Consider the following 14,666-nt stretch of genomic DNA (forward strand, 5'->3'; position numbering starts at 1 on the left):
GTATGACCTCGACTTCTCCACACTCTGAAACCTCCCGAGGACCCATCCGGGTCCTGCTTGCGGACGACCACGAACTGGTCCGAGACGGCATAAGGGCACGTCTGCAAAAAGTTTCGGAACTTGAGGTGGTCGGCGAGGCGACCAACGGGCGCGAGGCGGTTCGGATGACGCGCAACCTCAAGCCGGACGTGCTTCTGATGGACGTTTCCATGCCCATCATGAATGGTCTGGAAGCCGCCATGGAAATTCGCAAGACCCAGCCCGACGTCGCCGTGCTCATCCTGTCGGTCTACGACAACCCGGAATATGTCCGCGGCGTCGTCCAGGCCGGAGCCCGCGGTTACATCCTCAAGGACATTTCGGCGCAGGAGATGATTACCGCAATTACCAGTGTTGCGTCAGGCGGTTATTTTTTCTCATCTGCCATCGGGCCAACCCTGGTCGGCGCAAGCGCATCTGCGCCGGTCGAGGACCCGTACGGCTTGACCGAGCGGGAGCGTCAGGTCCTGACCGCCATCGCGAAGGGCCAGCCGAACAAGGAAGTTGCAGCGGCACTCGGCATCAGTGTGCGAACGGTCGAATCCCATCGCCTCAACCTGAGGGAAAAAGTCGGCAGCAGGAATGCCGCACAGCTCTACAGGGTTGCACAGGAACTTGGATTGCTGGACTAGACAGATTTCGGCTACATCTGCATCAGAACATCACCCTGATAACAGGACAGACAATGACAAAGCCGCTCGTGCTGGTGACTGCCGATGTAAAATCCATAGACGGGTTCAACTGGCACGCCGTGAACTCCACCTATCTGCAGGCCATTTTGAAAGGCTCGGACGCCATACCGATGATCCTGCCCGCTCTGGGGGCTGAACTCGATCTCGACGCGGCACTCGATCAGGTCGACGGTGTGGTGGCCACCGGTTCGCGGTCGAATGTGAACCCCCAGCTCTACGGCCAGGCGCCGACGGAAGAAAACGGGCCCTATGACCCAGACCGTGACGCAACGACCTTGCCTCTTCTGAAACGCGCGATAGAGCGCGGGATTCCGGTCTTTGCCATTTGCCGCGGGATGCAGGAGCTCAATGTGGCGCTTGGCGGCACGCTCCTGACCGAGATCCAGACCCTGAGCGGGCGAAAGGATCACCGGGCACCGGCCTCAGAAAGGCAGGACGAGCGGTTCCGTATTGCGCACCCGGTGGAAGTCTCCTCCGGCGGATGCCTGGAAGCGGTCATCGGTGCGGAGCCCTTTGAAGTCAATTCCCTGCACCGCCAGGCTGTCGGAGACCTCGGCAACGGTTTGATCATCGAGGCCCAGGCGGCAGACGGCACCGTCGAGGCAATGTCGGTTCAGGACAGCCCGGGCTACGTGCTGGCGACCCAGTGGCATCCCGAATATTGGGTAATGACCGATGGACCGTCGAAAAAACTTTTCGCCGCTTTCGGCAACGCAGTGCGTGCCTACCGGCAAAAGCGCCTCGGTCATTAATCTGTTTGGTTGGACGCCCCGGCCCCGGTCCGGGATCTCACGTCATCAACTGGCGGGTCCCGGAGCAAGTCCGGGATAGCTCGCAGTTTCTGTTTGGTCCTAGCCCCAGCCCAGCGTCGCGATCAGAAGGGTAACACCAAGCAGGAAGACGATGGCTGCGCCCAGGATTTCGATCGTCCGGTGGATCCTGATCGACATCGGGCTGCCTTCGCCGAACAGCTTGACCGCCAGGTCTTTCGCACCAACGGCCAGTCCGGCAAGCAGCGAAACGGTAATCCCGGTTCCGACGGCCATTGCCAGCGTGGAAGCAATCCCTGCCGCAATCATGCCCTGAGACAGTGCGAAAACGAGAACCACCAGCGCGCCCGTGCACGGTCGCAATCCCACCGCGAGAATGATCGATGCTGCGCGGGCCAGCGTGATGTCACCCTGGATCATGTCCGGTGTCGGCGCATGTGCGTGACCGCATGTCGAGCAAACACCATCCGCGCCGAATTCATGATGGTGATGGCCGTGGTGATGGTGGTCATGGTCGTGCGAATGGCCTTGTGCCTCTGCCCCGGCCAACGCCAGGCGATTGCCGGCAAGTCGGTCCGCGGCACCCACGAGCAACGGTCGGAGGGCCTTTTGCCAGAGCAACCAGCCCCCCAGCGCTGAGATCAGCACGTAGGATCCGATTTCGAACCACCGAGCCGTATCCTGGATCGCGATGCTGGTGAGATTGAAGACGACGGCCAACCCGCCAACCAGAACAATCGCCGTGACAGCTTGTGCGAAAGCTGACGCAAAGGACAATACTATTCCCTTTTTCAGGGTCTCGTTGTTGGCAACGACATAAGACGTGATGATCGCCTTGCCGTGCCCGGGCCCCGCGGCATGGAATACGCCATAGGCAAACGACAGCCCGATCAACAGCCAACCGGCATTGGGGTTGCTGCGAAAGGCCCTCAAGCTGGCCACCAGCTTCTGGTAGAATTCTTTCTGCTTGACCGCGATCGTGCCGAACACCTGGTCGAGTATTCCGGTCTCTATTGCCGGAGTTTCCGTGCCGTCTATGACGGCAACCTGCGTCGAGCTCACGACATCCTCCGCGCGGGTCGCATTCGCAGTGGAGAGTTCGGATCCTGAAGTTGAACCTTGTTCCGCAGTTGCCACCGCACCGGCGGCTTCGTTCGCTCCCTCGGAGATCCCGGAGTTTCCGGATACGACAGGAACGGCGCCTGCATTCGCGCAGTTGATGATCATCTGGTTGACCTGTGACGCGGCGGCAGACTGCAACTCGGGCGGCAGATCCCTTTGATCCGCTCCGATTTGTGAAAGGGCATATGCCGTCGCATCGTCAAGCGGTGGAGGCTCCTTGCGTGTGACCTGACAGGTGCCCGGGGCATTGATCGTGCCGACCGCGTCGGCTTCTTGGCCAAATCTGAAGTCGACGTAATAGGTGGGATCATAAACATCGATCGTGATGGGAGCCGCAGCGTCGGTGGTTTCCTTGAGCGGCAATACGAAATGCAGTTCCAGCAGATCGACCTCTTCAAGCGCGGTCCCGCCATTCTGATCGACGTCTTCCTGGATAGCCTTGAAATCCTCGGGCTTCATCACCCAATAGTCTTCGATCGGGATCCTCGCCACTTCAAGCCAGTAATCGTTGGGTTCGGAGAAATCGAGCTCTACGCGCGTGTTGTCACCAAAGGTGAAAAAACCGAAATCGGCCATGCTCTCGATATTGACCTTGGCAAGCTCGGCAAGTTCTTCCCGCGAATAGACGCCATCCTGGTTAGTATCGAATCCCTGGATCGCAAAAGCAGTGAAGGCATCGTCAAAGCGGAAGACATGCTTTATTGCGACCGCCTGCCCCTGATCATCGAACATCAGCTTTGACCGCGCTTCAACAAAGACATGCGGATGCGCCAGCACAGGACCGACGGCCAGCAGCAACATCACCAGTGCGGCCACGAGATGGCTAAAAACCGGAAAAACAGCCTTTTGCATGGAGGCGGGATAACTATGCACCGGAATCACCTGCTTCAACGGATGTAATAAATTTACATGGCACGGTGCGCCTTCTCTGACCAGAGAAGACGGCAGCATGATGGCTGGATGTTGTATCGCGACGCAAAACAGCATCGGGATGTTTTAAACAGAATGCTCGACATCTTGGAACATACATTCTCATTTGACAGCAAATTGAGGGAGAAAAGAGACAATATTCCTCCGATAGCAACTAAATTATTTATAACAACCATAACCTGACAGAGCCAGATATGAACGCCTTGCACACTTCTGTTCACCACAGCGCCGTTTTCGACCACCCGGAGATGGGTGAACACGAGAACATAGTATTTGCGAAGGACAAGGACAGCGGGCTGAGCGCGATAATCGCCGTTCATGACACGACATTGGGACCCGCGCTTGGCGGGTGCCGGGTCTGGCCTTATGAAAATCCGGCCGATGCCCTCACCGACGCACTGCGTCTGTCCCGCGGCATGACCTACAAGAATGCATTGGCCGGGCTTGACCTCGGCGGCGGCAAGGCCGTCATCATGGCGTGCCCGCGCAAGGAAAAGTCGGCTGAAATGATGGAAGCCTTCGGCCGCCACGTCGAGCGCCTTTCCGGCACCTATATCACCGCTGAGGATGTCGGCGTTTCACCGGAAGACATGGAAGCAGTCGCGCTGCACACCGACCACGTACGCGGAACCAGCGCTACCGGCCTCGGCGACCCGTCGCCTTACACGGCACTGGGCGTTTTCGAAGGGATCAAGGCCTCGGCGCATCATGTTTTCGGCAACAGGGATCTCGACGGCAAAACGGTTTCCGTTCAGGGTCTGGGCCATGTCGGTTATGATGTCGCACGCCAGCTGCACGCAGCCGGCGCCAAACTGATTGTGTCGGACATTCATGCACCAGCCGTTGCCAGGGCAGTCGAAGAATTCGGCGCAAACGCGGTGGATCCGTCCGAAGCTCATCGGGCAGCTGCAGATATTTTTGTTCCATGCGCCCTGGGCGCGGGACTGAATGCTCGCACGATCCCGCAGATCCAGGCACGGATCGTCGCAGGAGCCGCCAACAACCAGCTGCAGACGCCGGCAGACGGCAACGCCTTGAAAGAACGCGGTATTCTCTATGCCCCGGACTATGCGATCAATGCCGGTGGCGTCATATCGATCGCGCTGGCCGAACCCGGCGGAAAAGATGAACACGTTCGCGAAAAGACCCGGGCTATTGGCGAAACACTGGCCCTCATATTCGAGCGCGCCAAAAGGGAAGAGACAACCCCTGAAAAGATAGCCGACAAGATAGCCGAAGAGAAACTGGCAAGCGCGAACCCGCGTCGGAATTAACAAGGCAGCGCTGGCCTGGGCCTGGCTCGCAAATTGAATTTGGTATCAGACGGTGTTTCCCGCCATCTTCGACCATTGTGGGAAACGTGGCCCAAACAGGCGTTGGAAGCCTTCATTGGCTGGCCGGTGACCATTCGAACTGTCGGCAAGTTCTTTCTGACGGCAATAGATCATGCAGCGAGCGGCAGAGAACGGGGTGGCGCTTTCGTGCCGTCGACCGCACGTTCATGAATGCAGTCGCGGGTCGAGTGCGAAACGTTCCTGTTGCACATCATCGTAGTGGCCATCGACACGATCCGCGTCGAAAATCAGGTTCCAGCTGTGCCGTGAAACCGTTGAAGGAACCAGCGAAAACAAATGATCCCTCAAGAGCTGGTCACCATAGGCTTTCTGGCCCGGACCATGGTTTCCCGGTACCAGCCAATTGGGATTGGGAACATCTTCCGGATAAACCACATGCACGGTGGTCAGGTCGAGCACGCGCCCCGACGTCAGAACATGAGGCGCAGTATCAAGTGCCTTGAACCCCTTGTGGACCGCAACCTCCATGATCGCAGTCGAAGGATCCACCGAGGTGTAGACCGCCCGGATTCCCCTGGAGTTCCAGCGGCCACCAACACGATAGGAGCCCTCACCGGTATTCCAGTTTCCCGAATGCCGTTGTTGATCGAGCCTCCAGAATCGAAGTTCCCCCGATTCCAGAGGCGCAGGAAGTGGCGTCACGTATAAACCCCGAACTCCAGGCGCGTCAGGTAGTTTTCGACAGCCTCGGCGCCTGCGGCCGACGCAAGAAGATCAATCGGTTTTCTGTTGTTGAGCCCGATTGCGGGCTCCAGGATCCAGGCTTCGGCCGCCTCCTGGCTTCCCATGATGTCAGTCGCCTGACCGATGATCTCGGCAAAACGCCAGGCCCGGCTGCTCTGCTCGGTCGACAAAACCTTCTGCCGCGCATCGGTCTTCCGGCGCTGCAGCGTACGGATACTGATGCCGATTGCCTTGTTGAGCACGTCACCTGTCGACAGCACGCGAACGCCCTCCACGAGGTAGAGCAGAGATTTCGCAGGTATGCCCTTGACGATCACATCATGGGCATCAAGAGAATCGCGGACGGTCCGCTTCATGATTTTGCGGCCACCCAACAAACGGTATGCCCGGATGGCTTCGTTCTCCTGCGCGGCTGTACCGGCAAGGACGAACGGCTCCAGTGTCTCGGTTATCGCCGTCATGAAAGCAGTCCTTTCGTCACATGTCGCCTTAAATATGTCACGTGACGCTCCAAATTTCAAGGGCCGAGGCTCTTTGCGATCTTGAAAGTGCGCGGGGATGGCCCGGATAGCAGAAACCCACGACACAGCCTTGCAAGAGGCTTCGGCCATCAAAAAAAGGCTGGCACATCGGTCGAACATCCATCTTGCAAACTTCAACCGAAATTTTTGCAGTTGGCGGATCGGCACAAATTGACGGTGTTCAAGGCACGGACTTGATGAATTTACCTGATGCCTGTCCGGGGATCAGGGTCCGTTTCAGTCGTTCGCCGAGCCTGAAGGCCGAAAGGCCGACAACACCGCAGTGTCAAATCCGCAGTGTCAACAACGAGAAACAGGTCAGGTATTCGCCGGCGCCATGGATTGCAACCGTCGCCACAAACCGTTCAGATCGGTGGATCGGACTGGACGCCATGATACTTCAGGAAAACTGCTTTTCGGACGCTTCCCTGAACATCAGGCGCGCTTGCCGCTTGGCGTCTTCAACCGCTTTTTCACCCATCTCCGCATAACAGGCCGTGACCCCTTCATGGAGCAGGTAAAGGGTTGACGCAAATTGGTCATGGCCACTCAGGATGCCCATGAATTCCAGGAGCTCGCCTTTGTGACGGTTGACCGTGTCCTTGATGTCGGTACTGTCGGGGTTCGCCGCCAAAGCTTGCCGGAAGAAGCATTCTTTTCCCTGGGTCACACGCATCCAGCCACCCAGCTTGTCAAACAATTGTACTGCGGCTTCAAGTCCCGGCTCCGACACCCCTTCCCGAACATATTTAAGGTATCTCTGGTGCCTGTATTCGAGCGCACCGAGGATCATGGCTTCACGGGAGGGAAAGTGGCGGTAGAGTGTCCGCATGCTCACGCCAACGCCGGCGCGCAGATCCGGGACGCTGGGATCAGCGAAACCCCGGCTCCAGAAAACCTGCTCCAATCCTGCAGCTATTTGTTTTTGAGCGTCGTTCATCATCACACACTTGCATGTATACATTATATTTTAAAAACAAACTATCATGAACACTTGATAGCATTTCCCGAAGCGGCAAAGGCCAGCAATGTGAACAGTAGCACGTTGGCAATAGACAGGAATTGTGCTGTCGTATGCAACACGAGTCAATTCCTTGAATTCACTTGCGGAATACGTCGCTGAGTTGGGTCGCTCAAACGCCCTCCTCAATGATGGATTCTAGCATCCGGGATTTTTGGAAGACCACTCGACAAGGAAATCCACGAATGCGCGAACCTTTGCGCTCAGGTGCCGACGGTGCGGATAAACCGCATAGATGCCCGGCGTAGGTTCTTCGTAGGACTCAAGGATTATCTTCAGATCACCTTTTTCGATGTCTTCGTAGATAAAAAACAGCGGTGCTCGCAGGAAGCCCAGATGACAGAGAGCTGCTTCACGCGCCGCTGACCCGCTGTTTACTTCCACGGGACCCTTGACCGCAACCGATTGCCGTTCCCCATCGACCTCGAAAGCCCAATTCTGCTTGAAGCGGTAGTTGGTGTCGATAATGCAGGGACGAGATGCCAGATCGGACGGAACATTCGGAGTGCCGTACTTCTCGATCGCCTGGGGACTTGCGCAAACCACGGTGCGAATGGGAGCGACCTTGCGCGCGATCAGGCTGGAATCTTCCAGCTGCGTAACACGCACTGCTATGTCGAAACCCTCTTCGACCAGGTCAACAAAACGGTCTTCCAGCCTGAGATCGAGATAGATTTCGGGGTAACGGACAACGAATTCCATCATGGCCCGGTCCAGCATCTCCATGGATCGCGGCGCCGACACCCGCAGACGGCCCCGGACTTCCTGGTGAGACGATTGAACGGAAGCCTGCAGATCGTCTATCCTCTGAAGGATCTCGGCTGCTTCCTTGTAGTAGGCCTCGCCAACCTCCGTCAGCGAGACCTGTCGGGTGGTACGGTTCAACAAACGCACACCGAGCTCGTCCTCAAGCTCGCCGACATATTTTGAAACCAGCGCCTTTGAACGGCCCATTTCACGCGCCGCAGCGGAAAATCCGCTGGAATCGACGACCTGAATGAAACAGCGCATTCGCGTGATAGCGTCCATCCGGTTTCCTTCCCGCTCCGGCCCTGGCTACGGCCTCATTACCTGATTTGGAGTCTATAGGTCAAAGAGCTCGAAAAACGTCGACAGCACTGCGGTTGACAAACTCAGCCGCGCGCCGGTTTTCGGCGTCGGCCGAGACGTATCAACCCGATGAAAAAGCTCACGACTAGGTAACCGGCCAGGGCGCCGATACCGGCACTGAAAAGGCCCGCGAAAGTGACTGGAACCGCGGGTTCGTAGTCCTCTGCCGTCGCTTGCGCAAGCTGGCGGTCAAAGCCTTGCGCAAAAACGACAAGCCGCTCGAGCGGCCCCGCTGTTTCCAGCCGTTCCTGCTGTTGCCTCAGACGCGAAAGGCGCACGTCGGCGGTTTGCATGCTGTCACCGCGGGCTCTGATGAACGGGTCGTCGGAGGCTTTCTGCCGCGCTATTGCCTTGGGAACGGACAAGCCGTACGCCGCCGCATCACGCCTGAAATCGGCAAGAATTTGTTCAAGCGCGTCGATCGTACCGCCAAGTCGCTGACGGTACTGCTGGGAAAATTCCGGCAATTGAGACGTTGCCGTTCCCCCCACCAGCATGAAGACCATCACTATGATCCTGACCATGGACACCTCCAAGCCGATCCTGCCCGCCTGTCGTCAGTCCTGCAAACTGACGATACCCGCTTCTCCGGCCTCGGTTCCGAAGGCAAGCCTGACACCTTCCCTGTCCCAATCCATGGTCGAGACAGGCCCTTTGCCGGGGCGGCGAAGCAGCACTTCCGCGTTGTCCTCGAAACGGCACATCAAGATGGTGCCGTCCTGATAACCGACTGCAACAACATCTTCCTTCGGATGACACGCAACGGAGGAAGCCAGCACATCCGAGCGCGTGCCGAGTTGCAGCGGAGATTGGCCCATCGGACCCGTTTTCCCGTGATAAGGCCACAGAATCGCAGCGTTCGCGCCTGATGTCGCCAGATAGCGGCCTTTGAAGGACCAGCTGAATGACTTCACCTTGGCAGGATATCCGGACATGCGCATGTCCTGCCGGTCCGCAAGCCTCCAGCCATGGAGCGCGTTTTCCTGCATGGCCGTGACGAGATACTTGCCGTCCGGCGAAAAACTGATCCCGAGATGGGCACCTTTCCAGGTGAACTCGACAGGCGCCCCGTCCGTGCCGGCCCACCAGAGCGATGCTCCGTCGTAGCGGGAGACAGCAAGGCGTGTCCCTTTCGGCGCGAAAGCAAGTCCTCCAACAGCGCGATCGTGCTGAAATTCCTTTTCACGCCCATCTTCAAGGTGCACCCACGCGACCCGGCCACTTGCAAAGGCAACGGCTCCGGAAGGGCCGGCCGCAATCAGGTCGATCCATTTGCGCGGGCGTTCTGCCACCAGTTCACTGGAACCGTCGTCCGCGCAGCGGTAAATACAGCCGTCGTCACCGGACGTGATCAGGCCGGACCCGTCCACGAGCGGTTCGGCAGCCAGGAGGCCCGACCTGTGCACCCTTATCCTCGTTTCGCCTTTGCCCGAGAGCAGAATGTCTCCCTCCCCGGAAGCAAAGTAGGCGCTACTCTTCAAAAATCCGGCACGGACGACGAATCCGTCTACATCCACGGGAGCAACTGTCGGCACTCTATCGTCCTTGTTACGCTGCGCAGGCCTGGAAGCTCTGCTTGAGAACATCCCAGTTCAAGTCTCTGCCGATGAACACCAGGCGGCTCTGTCTCGGCTCCTCGGCCTTCCAGTCGCGCTGGTGGTCTCCCTCGACGATCATGTGAACACCCTGAATGACGTAGCGCTGCGGGTCATCCTTGAAGGCGAGAATTCCCTTCAGACGCAGGATATTGGGGCCTTGCACCTGCGTTACCTGGTTGATCCACTGAAAGAACATTTCGGGATTCAGATCGCCCGCAGTCAGGGAAATGCTCTTGACCGAATGCGGGTTTTCCTCGTGGTGATGATGACCGTGACCATGTTCGTGATCATGATGATGATCCTGGTCATGATCGTGATTGCAGTCCGGGGCGCATTCATGCGCATGATGCCCGTGTTCCAGAAAGTGCGGATCAAGCGACAGGATCCGGTCGAGGTCGAAAGCTCCACGATCGAGAACCTTTGCAATCTCGATCCCGCAGCGTTCGCTGTGGTGCAGGACGGCATAGGGATTGATCGACCGGATGCGCGCCTCTACCTCGGACAACTCTTCCGGCGAGACGAGATCGGTCTTGTTGATCAGGATCACGTCGGCAAAAGCCACCTGGTCTTCAGCTTCTTCCGTGTCTTCCAGCCTTTGAAGAACATGCCGCGAATCGACAACTGCGACCACCGCATCGAGCCTCGCAGAAGCGCGTACATCGTCATCCATGAAGAACGTCTGGGCAACCGGAGCCGGATCTGCAACCCCGGTCGTTTCCACAATGATGGCGTCAAAGGCATTCTTCCGCTTCATCAGGTTCTGCACGGTGCGGATAAGATCGCCACGAACCGTGCAGCAGATGCAACCGTTGTTCATCTCGAAGATTTCTTCATCGGATTCAACGAGCAGGTCGTTGTCGATACCGACTTCGCCGAATTCATTGACGATAACGGCATATCGTTGCCCGTGGTTCTCGGTAAGAATCCGGTTGAGCAACGTGGTTTTTCCCGCGCCGAGATATCCGGTCAGGACCGTGACTGGAATCTGTGCCTGGGCGTCTTGGGTCGCAGACATTGCGAAACTTTCTGGCTTTGCTGATAGGTTGATCGCCTGCCGGATAGCAGGCCGCTTGGCCGCGAATATAAGCACAACATCGACCGTTTGGGAGAGAGGCGGCAAATTTTCCTGTGCCGACAGGCTCAATAATTTGAACACCGGCGAACCGATGCAATGACAACCGGACTTTCCAGTTCACGAATCCGGGCGCTACGATGTAACGAATTCATCACTCAGTAAGAGAGAAAAGCCGATGTTGAAAACGATCAGCGGATTCGACCGGATCGGTGAAGAAAACGCCTTCGCCGTGCTGGCTCGTGCCACCGAACTTGCAGGACAGGGACGGGACATCATCAATCTCGGCATTGGCCAGCCGGACTTCAGGACACCGGATCATATTGTCGAAGCCGCGGTCAAGGCACTCAGGGACGGACATCATGGCTACACCCCCGCGACGGGCATAGCCCCGCTGCGGGAAGCTGTTTCCGCCGACCTTTTGAAACGCCATGATGTCGAGACCGATCCCGGAAATGTCCTGATCGTGCCTGGCGGCAAGGTTACCATGTTCATGGCAATCCTGATGTTCGGTGAGCCTGGTACTGAAATCCTGTATCCGGATCCGGGTTTCCCGATCTACCGGTCGATGATCGAATTCACGGGCGCCAGGCCTGTCCCCGTTCCGATCCGGGAGGAAAACGATTTCGCGTTTTCGGCCTCAGAAACTCTGTCGCTTATCAACGACAAGACCAGACTTCTAATTCTGAACTCTCCTGCGAACCCCACCGGTGGCGTCACGCCGCGTTCAGAGATAGAGGCGCTAGTTCATGGCCTCGATAGCCATCCTGATGTTGCTGTCATGTCCGACGAGATCTACTCCCAGATGACCTATGACGGCATGGAACACGTTTCGCTGCTGCAGTTTGAATCACTCAGGGACCGATTGATCCTGCTTGACGGGTGGTCGAAGACCTACGCGATGACGGGTTGGCGCATGGGGTTCGCATTATGGCCCGAATGCCTGATCGACAAGGCGCGAAAACTTGCCGTCAATGCATGGTCCTGCGTCAATGCCCCGGCGCAGTTTGCCGGCCTGGCCGCGCTCACCGGCCCTCAGACGGAAGTCGGGCAAATGGTGAGCGAATTCGATTCTCGCCGAAAAACGATCGTCGAGGGCTTGAATGCGCTCCCGGGAATTAGCTGCAGAACGCCTCTGGGTGCTTTTTACGCCTTTCCCAATATCAAGGACACCGGCTGGCAGGCGAAGGCTCTTGCCTCGGCATTGCTGGAAGAAACAGGTGTCGCAACGATTGGCGGCCCCGACTTCGGAATACTGGGCGAAGGATACATCCGCCTTTCTTACGCGAATTCCACAAAAAACATCAAAAAGGCACTTGAGCGGATAAACAATTTCCTGATGGATTAGGAGTTGTGCCCGGAAATACTGAAACTCCTGACTCGAAACTGTGAGCCAGGATGCTCTCCGTTGTTATCGCATTGTCAATCTTACCCTGCGTGACCGTTTTTTAATCATTCCATGTCTTCATTAACTATGCGGTTGGGTCGGGCGGCGAGCTGGCAGGGAGACATTTCGTGGAGAGTATTTGCCTCGATTTGGAAAGATCATTTGGTGATCTGAAGCAAAGCGTACTGGTCACCAACACCGAAAGGACCATCGTCTTCGCAAACAGGGCAATGGCAAGTCTGTTGCGCGTCGAGGCATCAAAGATTGTAGGCAGCACGACAAGGCGCTTTTTCGCCGACAGCGCACAATTCGAGCGCATGGCCGAACTCTATCAACGGCCGTCGGACGAAAGTCATCGAAAACAGTGTCTGATTGAAGCCGTGCTCGGCGATGGAAGCAGAACGGAGCTGGAAGTCGTCAGCGCTCCATTGTTCGATACGACCGGGCAATTGTCCGGGCTTCTCTTCATTGCGCACGATGTCAGCGAACGCAAGAAAATGGAGTCCAGGCTGAGCGACGTCGCAATGACCCTCGAAGACGCGCTGGACGCCATCCTCGAGGGCTTTGCGATCTACGATCAGGACGACCGGTTGGTCATCTGCAATGAAAACTACCGCGAGATTTATGCCACCTCGGCACCCGCCATGTTCCCCGGAAACAGTTTTCAGGACATTTTGCGCTACGGCCTGAGCAATGGTCAGTATGACACCGGTGGACAGGATGAAGAGATATGGTTGGCAGAGCGGCTTCAACGCCATCAGAAGGCCGACGGGTCCGTCGTCGAGCAGCAACTGGACGACGGTCGCTGGCTTCGCATTTCCGAGACCCGGACCCGCGCGGGTGGAATTGCCGGCATTCGGGCCGACATCACGGAACTCAAGGAAGCCAAGGCGCTCGCTGAAAAAGCCTATCAGAACCTGTATCTCATGGCGGACAGCATTTCCGCATGTGTCGGGGAAGTTGACCTGGAGGGCAAGTGTCTCTTTCTCAACAAAACCGGATGTAAATGGTTCAATGGCACGAGTGAGGAACTTCTTGGGACAAGACTGCGCGAAAAACTCGCCTGCAAGCAGAGAGACGCTGTCAGCGGCTTGTTCAAGGAAGGGCTGAGTGGCCGAAAATGCTCATTGGAACTTGGAATGCTTTTCCCCGATGGCGTTTTTCGCGAATGCCAGATGGACTGCAATCCCAGGCTGAACGGTTCAGGCCAGGTCGATGGTCTCGTGGTTCTCATTTCCGACATCACGAACCGCAAGAAAACCGAACGAACCCTCGCGGATCTCTATGCAATCACGTCGACGCGTGCGCTCGGCCATGAGGACAAGATTGCCGAGATCCTGCAGCTTGGCTGCGATCACTTTGATCTGCCTTTTGGCATCATCAGCCAGGTCGTCGGAGATCACTATACCGTCACACAGGCGCAAAGTCCGGGCAGCATTGTCGAACCGGCACGGACGTTCAAACTCCGGGACACCTATTGCGCATTGACGCTTGAGGCCAATGAACCGGTTTCAACTGCCCATGCAGCAGAGTCCGAATTCGCAAGTCACTCCTGTTACAAACTGTTTGGTTTCGAAACCTATATTGGGGCACCCCTTTTGGTAGACGGCCTTGTCCATGGAACGATCAGTTTCACCGCCCACGAACTTCGCAAGCGACAGTTTACGCCGTCGGACATTCAGATCATTCGACAGTTTGCGGACTGGATCGGCCACGAAATAGCGCGCCAGCGCGACCACCAGGCATTGATGGACGCAAAAATCCGCATGGAACGGATCGCGAGCATCGACGACCTGACACAGATTTACAACCGACGTGCCTTTCTCGAGCGAGCTCATTTGGAACTTCAGCGCTTCCGCAGAACGGAAAAACCGTTCACTGCGGTCATGATGGACATCGACCGGTTCAAGAATATCAATGACGTTTACGGTCATGCCGCAGGCGACGAAGTTCTGGAGGCCTTTAGCCGCATCATCGGCGACCAGTTGCGAGCAGCTGATTTGTTTGGACGGGTAGGAGGCGAGGAATTCTGCGTCATTCTTGTCGACACAGACATCAGCGATGCCGTCGCGGCCTGTGAAAGGCTGCGAGAGAAAATCGTGTCGGATTGCCGGATGGACCGCATCGCGCAAACGATCACCTGCAGCATGGGTCTGGCTCAATCCGCAAAGGAAGACGTGGCATTTTCGACGCTCATGCAAAGGGCCGACACGGCGCTCTATGAAGCCAAGGCTTCCGGGCGAAACAGGTGCGTCGCCTATTCTCGAGATCTTGAAATGAAAAAACTGGCAAATATTCCCGTTTAGCCAACATGTTGACAGTTCGGCGAGTTGTTTCACATCGCCTGGACGGAACGCGATCGGGT

13 protein-coding genes are annotated in these 14,666 nt (G+C 57.0%); 5 read left to right on the top strand and 8 right to left on the bottom strand.

What is annotated here, in order from left to right; translation table 11 throughout:
- Nucleotides 1-2 precede the first annotated feature (2 nt).
- Nucleotides 3-671 (top strand): response regulator, encoded by a 669-nt coding sequence (locus ACO6TI_RS01650; protein WP_104700811.1) that lies wholly within the window; start codon nucleotides 3-5, stop codon nucleotides 669-671.
- A gap of 53 nt (nucleotides 672-724) precedes the next feature.
- A complete protein-coding gene (locus ACO6TI_RS01655) occupies nucleotides 725-1,483 on the top strand; it encodes a gamma-glutamyl-gamma-aminobutyrate hydrolase family protein (protein WP_422384214.1) in 759 nt (252 codons plus the stop codon).
- 99 nt (nucleotides 1,484-1,582) lie between these two features.
- On the opposite strand, the gene ACO6TI_RS01660 is transcribed toward ACO6TI_RS01655, so the two are convergent.
- Nucleotides 1,583-3,424 (bottom strand): DUF1007 family protein, encoded by a 1,842-nt coding sequence (locus tag ACO6TI_RS01660; protein WP_422385284.1) that lies wholly within the window; start codon nucleotides 3,422-3,424, stop codon nucleotides 1,583-1,585.
- A gap of 323 nt (nucleotides 3,425-3,747) precedes the next feature.
- Between ACO6TI_RS01660 and ACO6TI_RS01665 the strand changes: the two genes are divergently transcribed.
- Complete coding sequence (locus ACO6TI_RS01665) at nucleotides 3,748-4,827, top strand: Glu/Leu/Phe/Val dehydrogenase dimerization domain-containing protein (protein WP_422384215.1); 1,080 nt, start codon at nucleotides 3,748-3,750, stop codon at nucleotides 4,825-4,827.
- 225 nt (nucleotides 4,828-5,052) lie between these two features.
- Here the strand turns inward: ACO6TI_RS01665 and ACO6TI_RS01670 are convergent, their stop codons facing one another.
- From ACO6TI_RS01670 to ACO6TI_RS01700, 7 genes are all read right to left on the bottom strand, one after another.
- Nucleotides 5,053-5,550: an RES family NAD+ phosphorylase gene (locus tag ACO6TI_RS01670; RefSeq protein WP_029066626.1), complete on the bottom strand. Its 498-nt coding sequence runs from the start codon at nucleotides 5,548-5,550 to the stop codon at nucleotides 5,053-5,055.
- Nucleotides 5,547-6,053: a type II toxin-antitoxin system Xre/ParS family antitoxin gene (gene parS, locus ACO6TI_RS01675; RefSeq protein ID WP_055114353.1), complete on the bottom strand. Its 507-nt coding sequence runs from the start codon at nucleotides 6,051-6,053 to the stop codon at nucleotides 5,547-5,549. Before parS ends, ACO6TI_RS01670 begins: the two co-directional genes overlap by 4 nt.
- Before the next feature lie 460 nt (nucleotides 6,054-6,513).
- On the bottom strand, nucleotides 6,514-7,056 hold the full coding sequence (locus tag ACO6TI_RS01680; RefSeq protein WP_208992940.1) for a TetR/AcrR family transcriptional regulator: 543 nt from the start codon (nucleotides 7,054-7,056) through the stop codon (nucleotides 6,514-6,516).
- A gap of 216 nt (nucleotides 7,057-7,272) precedes the next feature.
- The gene (locus ACO6TI_RS01685; RefSeq protein WP_055114068.1) at nucleotides 7,273-8,163 is read right to left on the bottom strand and encodes a LysR family transcriptional regulator; all 891 of its coding nucleotides are present in this window, start codon (nucleotides 8,161-8,163) and stop codon (nucleotides 7,273-7,275) included.
- A gap of 104 nt (nucleotides 8,164-8,267) precedes the next feature.
- Nucleotides 8,268-8,768: a DUF2937 family protein gene (locus tag ACO6TI_RS01690; RefSeq protein WP_422384216.1), complete on the bottom strand. Its 501-nt coding sequence runs from the start codon at nucleotides 8,766-8,768 to the stop codon at nucleotides 8,268-8,270.
- A 33-nt stretch (nucleotides 8,769-8,801) separates the two neighbouring features.
- Nucleotides 8,802-9,779, bottom strand: coding sequence for a WD40 repeat domain-containing protein (locus tag ACO6TI_RS01695; RefSeq protein WP_422384217.1), 978 nt, complete (start codon nucleotides 9,777-9,779; stop codon nucleotides 8,802-8,804).
- Nucleotides 9,780-9,792: 13 nt separating this feature from the next.
- On the bottom strand, nucleotides 9,793-10,857 hold the full coding sequence (locus ACO6TI_RS01700; RefSeq protein WP_196896488.1) for a CobW family GTP-binding protein: 1,065 nt from the start codon (nucleotides 10,855-10,857) through the stop codon (nucleotides 9,793-9,795).
- Between the two features lie 235 nt (nucleotides 10,858-11,092).
- Here ACO6TI_RS01700 and ACO6TI_RS01705 point away from each other — a divergent pair, with 235 nt between their 5' ends.
- Nucleotides 11,093-12,262 carry a pyridoxal phosphate-dependent aminotransferase gene (locus tag ACO6TI_RS01705; RefSeq protein WP_196896487.1) on the top strand — a complete coding sequence of 390 codons (1,170 nt, stop codon included), beginning with the start codon at nucleotides 11,093-11,095 and terminating at the stop codon, nucleotides 12,260-12,262.
- A gap of 167 nt (nucleotides 12,263-12,429) precedes the next feature.
- Nucleotides 12,430-14,607, top strand: coding sequence for a diguanylate cyclase (locus ACO6TI_RS01710; protein WP_350185870.1), 2,178 nt, complete (start codon nucleotides 12,430-12,432; stop codon nucleotides 14,605-14,607).
- Nucleotides 14,608-14,666 lie beyond the last annotated feature (59 nt).

The organism is Roseibium album, from assembly GCF_965233825.1.
GTDB classification, from domain to species: Bacteria; Pseudomonadota; Alphaproteobacteria; order Rhizobiales; family Stappiaceae; genus Roseibium; species Roseibium album.